The sequence below is a fragment of the Bradyrhizobium sp. P5_C11_2 genome, from assembly GCF_054049755.1.
This window is the reverse complement of record NZ_JBFULT010000597.1, coordinates 1-4,463: the sequence shown is the minus strand read 5'-3', so window position 1 is coordinate 4,463 and position 4,463 is coordinate 1. Positions and strand designations below refer to the sequence as shown.

The following is a 4,463-nucleotide window of genomic DNA, read 5'->3' as shown; positions in this document are numbered from 1 at the left end:
GACCATCGTCATTCCGTCTCGCGCCAGCTCGACCATGGTTTCCAGCACCTCCTTGACCATTTCGGGGTCGAGAGCCGACGTCGGTTCGTCGAACAGCATGATCTTGGGCTGCATGCACAGCGCTCGCGCGATGGCGACGCGTTGCTGCTGACCTCCCGATAGTTGTGCTGGGTACTTGTCCGCCTGATCCTGGATGCGGACCTTCCGCAACAGGCCGAGTGCGCGATCGCGCGCCTCTACTTGCGAAATGCCGCGAACCTTCATCGGGGCCAGCATGCAGTTTTCCGCAACAGTGAGGTGCGGAAATAGATTGAAGCTCTGAAACACCATCCCGACTTCGCAGCGAACGCTGTTGATGTCGGCGACGCGGTCGCTCAACTCGACACCGTCGACAACGATCCGGCCTCCGTCGTGCTTCTCGATATGGTTGATGCAACGGATCAGCGTCGACTTGCCTGAGCCCGAAGGTCCGCAGAGTACGATCTTCTCGCCCTTGCCGACTTCGAGGTTGACGTCGTTCAGCGCGGTGAATGCGCCGAACCGCTTCATCACATTCTCGACGACGACAATTGCGCCGGGCCGCGTGGCTTCGCTCAAGGTCTCTCGAGGCATGTTCGTCTCCCAAATTCGAGGCGTTATCGCGATGTGGCGAGAGCGTATCGCTTGCGAAGGACAGCGACACACTGGGAGGCTGCCGAACTGATGGCGAGATAGGCGACCGCGACGACGAGGTACATTTCGACGAGGCGGCCGTTGAGCTGCGCAAGCTTGGAAGCGGCGCCCAGAAGATCCGTCAGCGACAGCACGTAAACGAGCGAGGTGTCCTGAAAGAGGATGATCGTCTGGCTCAGGATGATCGGACTGGCCACGCGCAGCACCTGGGGGAGGACGACATGGCGGTAGGTGTCGTAGGTGGACAGCGCGAGCGCCTGGCAGGCCTCGAACTGGCCCTTGTTCACGGCCCGCAGCCCGACACGGATGATCTCGGAGTAGTAGGCGGCCTCGAACAAGCCGAAGGTGATGAAGGCGGTATAGGTGGCGCCGATCGGAACAGGGCGGCCGTTGCCGCTGAGATGCCCAAGCACGATCGGGACCAGGAAAAAGAACCAGAACAGGACGAGGATGAGCGGGATCGACCGGATGACCGCAACGTAGCCGCGGATGATCTGGGCGAACACCGGAATCTCGAAATGCTGGACGAGCGCAAGGCAGGTTCCGAGAACCATGCCGACGGCGAATGCGGCGGCCGTGAGCGACAGCGAGAAGAGGAGGCCCGACCAGAGATAGGGCCAGGATTGCGCGACGATCGAGAAATCGAGGGTGTTCATTTCACGGCCTCCATGGCGCCGGGCAGAGCGCCGCCTTGCTGCACGTCGGCGGCCAGATCCTGGTCGGCCGTGAGGTTGACGGAAGCGCTGCCCGGAATGCGGACGGCTTTGTCGATCAGCGTCATGGCCTGATAGGCAACCAGTGCCAGGCAGAGATAGACGATGGTTGCGGCGCCAAATGCGGAGAATGTCTGGAACGTGGCTTCGCTGATCTGGCGTGCCTGGGCGGTAAGCTCCATCAAGCCGATCGTGAGCGCGACGGAGGTGTTCTTGTAGATGCCCATCACCTCGCTGGTGAGACTTGGCACGATGAGGCGCAAAGCCTGTGGCACGATGACGTGTCGATAGGTGAGGTAACCGCTGAGGCCGAGAGCATTGGCCGCCTCAACCTGTCCCTTCGGCAGCGCTTCGATCCCCGCCCGAACCTGCTCGGCTATTCGGGCGGCGGTGTAGAGTCCCAGGCAAAGAAGTGCCGGGAAGAACGATGCCCAGGGCGGCGGGATTTGCTTGATTGCATCGCCGAGAGCGCTCGGCACCACTTCTGGGAAAACAAAGTACCAGAGGAACATCTRCACCAGGACAGGAATGTTTCGAAATATCTCGACATAGAGCCGGGCCAGGATCGAGAAGAAACGGTTCTGGACTGTGCGGCCGACGCCGACGATCACTCCGATGCCAAAGGCGATCCACCAGCCAAAGAAGGCGAGAGCCAGGGTCCAGCCGAGGCCCGACAGAAGCCAGTCGATATAGCGTTGGCCATCTGCCGTCTGTTCAAAAAGCACTCCGAACATCGCGAGCCCCAGGTTACAGGTGCGAACGAGGATTACCTTGTGAGAAGAGCCGAACGATGTCGCCGGTCAATCGACCGCGTCGCTCGGATGCGCGATCCTGTCCTTGAGCGACTCCGAGAGAGGGAATGCGAGATTTTCGCCCTTCGGCGGAATCGGGCTGTTGAACCACTTGGCATAGGTCTTCTCGAATTGCCCCGACGCCATCTGCTTGGACAGAACATCGTCAACGAGCGCCTTGAAGTCGGCATCGCCCTTGGTGAACATCAGTCCGTAATAGATCTTGGCGTATCCTTCCGGGAGGAACATCAACGCGCCGGGATTTGGCGCCGCGGCCTTGAGGCCCGCAAGGAGGATGTCGTCCTCCATGAAGGCGGATGCCCGTCCCGTGCTCAGCATCAGAAACGATTCGGCATGATCCTTCGCCTGCACGATGTTGAAACCGAGCTGCTCCTTTGCATTCACGCCCTGGGCGAACCCGACGGCATTGGAGCCCTGGGTCACGACGATCGTCTTGCCCTTGAGATCGGCCGCGGTCTTCGGACCATCCGCCTTGACGAGCCATCGCGGCTGACTGACGAACGTCGTGACGGAAAATGAGACTTGTTCCTGCCGCTTCTTGTCGTTCGCGGTGCCGCCGCATTCAATGTCGACGGTCCCGCTCTGGATCAGCGGAATCCGGTTCGAAGAGTTCACCGGAATGTAGTTGACCTTGAGATTGGGTAACTTCAGCTCGTCCTTGATGCGGTCGACGATCGCCGCGCAGAGATCAAGCGAGAAGCCGACGGGCTTCTGATCGGGCCCGAGATATGAGAACGGTATCGAAGCCTCGCGGTGGCCGATGGTGATCGCGCCGCCGGATTTGATCTTGTCCAGCGTCGGGCTGTCGGCTGCCGCGGATGGCCGTGCGCCGACCGCCAGGAGACCGGGGAGAATGGCCAGCACCTGCACAAGCTTCTTCATGGTTCTACCTTCCCATCATTTGCCGAATTCAAGCTGCGACCGAAGGGCGTCCGAGCCCTCGCTTGCGAATGACGTCGATCAAGCGATCGATGTCGTTGGCGGTGTTGAACATGCCGAGCGAGACGCGAATGCCGTCTCGTTCGGGCGACACGCGCACGCCGTTCTCCTCGAAATGGCCGAGCCAGTCCGCCGGGGGCAGGGCGACGACGTAGATGTGCGGAGCGCGGTGCTTTCGCTCGCGCGGACCAACGAGGCGGACGCCCAGCTCGTCCAGGCGCGCGATCAGGTGATCGCCGAGATCGAAGCAGTGGTTCTGGATGTTCTGCACCCCGATCTGCTCGATCATGTCGAGGGAAGCACCCAGGGCATGGATCGCGGGCAGATTGAAGTTGCCGAGCTCGAAGCGCCGGGCGGTCGGCGAAGGCGTCATCAGGTCGGAACGCGCGATCAGATCACCCGGGATCTCGGCGAGGCCCGCAGCCGCAAGATAGGCCGGCTCCAGCGCTGTGAGCGCCTTGTCCCAATAGAGAAGCCCGAGCCCTTGCGGAACCAGCAATCCCTTGTGGCTTCCGGAGCCGATGAAGCTGGCGCCGATCGCTCTCGCGTTGATCGGCACGACGCCGATCGCCTGCATCACATCGACGACGAAGTAGAGCTTCTTCCTGGCGCACATCGCGCCGACGCCCTCGATGTCAAAGCGGTGACCGGCGTGGAATGTCACATGCGACATCGAGATCGCACGCGTCTTGTCGTCAATGAAGGGAGCAAAGCTGTCGGCATCGACGACTTCCGTCATCGGGATGAAGCGGACCTCGACGCCCTTCCGTTGCAGGTTGAGGAACGCATAGGCGTTGTTCGGATGATCGCCGTGAACCATGAGAACGTTATTGCCGGCCTGGAGCGGCAGTGCGTTTGCCGCGATGTTCATGCTTTCCGACGTGTTCTTCGTGAAGGCAATTTCATCCGCCGTCACACCGAGAAGGCGAGCGACCTTGGCGCGGGTCTGCTCCACCCGATCGAGCCAGACGCTCTTCGGTCCGGCCGTCTCGAAGCCCTCGCGAAGGAAAAGCTCGATCGCGGCCTTCACCGGGCGCGCAAGTGGCGTTTGAAACCCGGAGTCCAGATAGACCATTCGTTCAACGGCGGGGAATTCCTTCCTCACGGCGTCCACGTCGTAGTGACGAGACATGCACATCTCCTGTTGAGCGCCGTCGGGACCTGGCTCTCGGCCAGCGGCGGAGCGAGATTTTCGAACGGCGAGACGGCGCTGCACAATTTCCAGTCAATCACCGGCGACGCCAAGAATATGAGCTTTCCGGATTTCGACAAACAAAATTGTCGAATTTCAATAGATTTTATTCCGAAAAATGATAATGAATGATCT

6 protein-coding genes are annotated in these 4,463 nt (G+C 60.6%); all 6 read right to left on the bottom strand.

What is annotated here, in order from left to right; all coding sequences use genetic code 11:
• On the bottom strand, nucleotides 1-612 hold a 612-nt coding region (locus tag ACXJL8_RS34890), incomplete at its 3' end, for an amino acid ABC transporter ATP-binding protein (RefSeq protein WP_456686436.1).
• A 23-nt stretch (nucleotides 613-635) separates the two neighbouring features.
• A complete protein-coding gene (locus tag ACXJL8_RS34885; RefSeq protein WP_456618690.1) occupies nucleotides 636-1,328 on the bottom strand; it encodes an amino acid ABC transporter permease in 693 nt (230 codons plus the stop codon).
• Nucleotides 1,325-2,119: an amino acid ABC transporter permease gene (locus ACXJL8_RS34880; protein ID WP_456686435.1), complete on the bottom strand. Its 795-nt coding sequence runs from the start codon at nucleotides 2,117-2,119 to the stop codon at nucleotides 1,325-1,327. The genes ACXJL8_RS34885 and ACXJL8_RS34880 overlap by 4 nt, the downstream gene beginning before the upstream one ends.
• A 66-nt stretch (nucleotides 2,120-2,185) precedes the next feature.
• Nucleotides 2,186-3,079: an amino acid ABC transporter substrate-binding protein gene (locus ACXJL8_RS34875; protein WP_456618688.1), complete on the bottom strand. Its 894-nt coding sequence runs from the start codon at nucleotides 3,077-3,079 to the stop codon at nucleotides 2,186-2,188.
• A gap of 28 nt (nucleotides 3,080-3,107) precedes the next feature.
• Complete coding sequence (locus tag ACXJL8_RS34870; RefSeq protein ID WP_456618687.1) at nucleotides 3,108-4,268, bottom strand: aminotransferase class V-fold PLP-dependent enzyme; 1,161 nt, start codon at nucleotides 4,266-4,268, stop codon at nucleotides 3,108-3,110.
• Nucleotides 4,238-4,463 (bottom strand): hypothetical protein (locus tag ACXJL8_RS34865; protein WP_456686434.1); only part of this gene is annotated, 226 nt, incomplete at its 5' end. The genes ACXJL8_RS34865 and ACXJL8_RS34870, both read right to left, overlap by 31 nt.

Coding starts and splice junctions, on each gene's coding strand:
- ACXJL8_RS34885 (WP_456618690.1), bottom strand. CDS start 1,328: ATGAACACCCTCGATTTCTCGATCGTCGCGCAATCCTGGCCCTATCTC.
- ACXJL8_RS34875 (WP_456618688.1), bottom strand. CDS start 3,079: ATGAAGAAGCTTGTGCAGGTGCTGGCCATTCTCCCCGGTCTCCTGGCG.
- ACXJL8_RS34870 (WP_456618687.1), bottom strand. CDS start 4,268: ATGTCTCGTCACTACGACGTGGACGCCGTGAGGAAGGAATTCCCCGCC.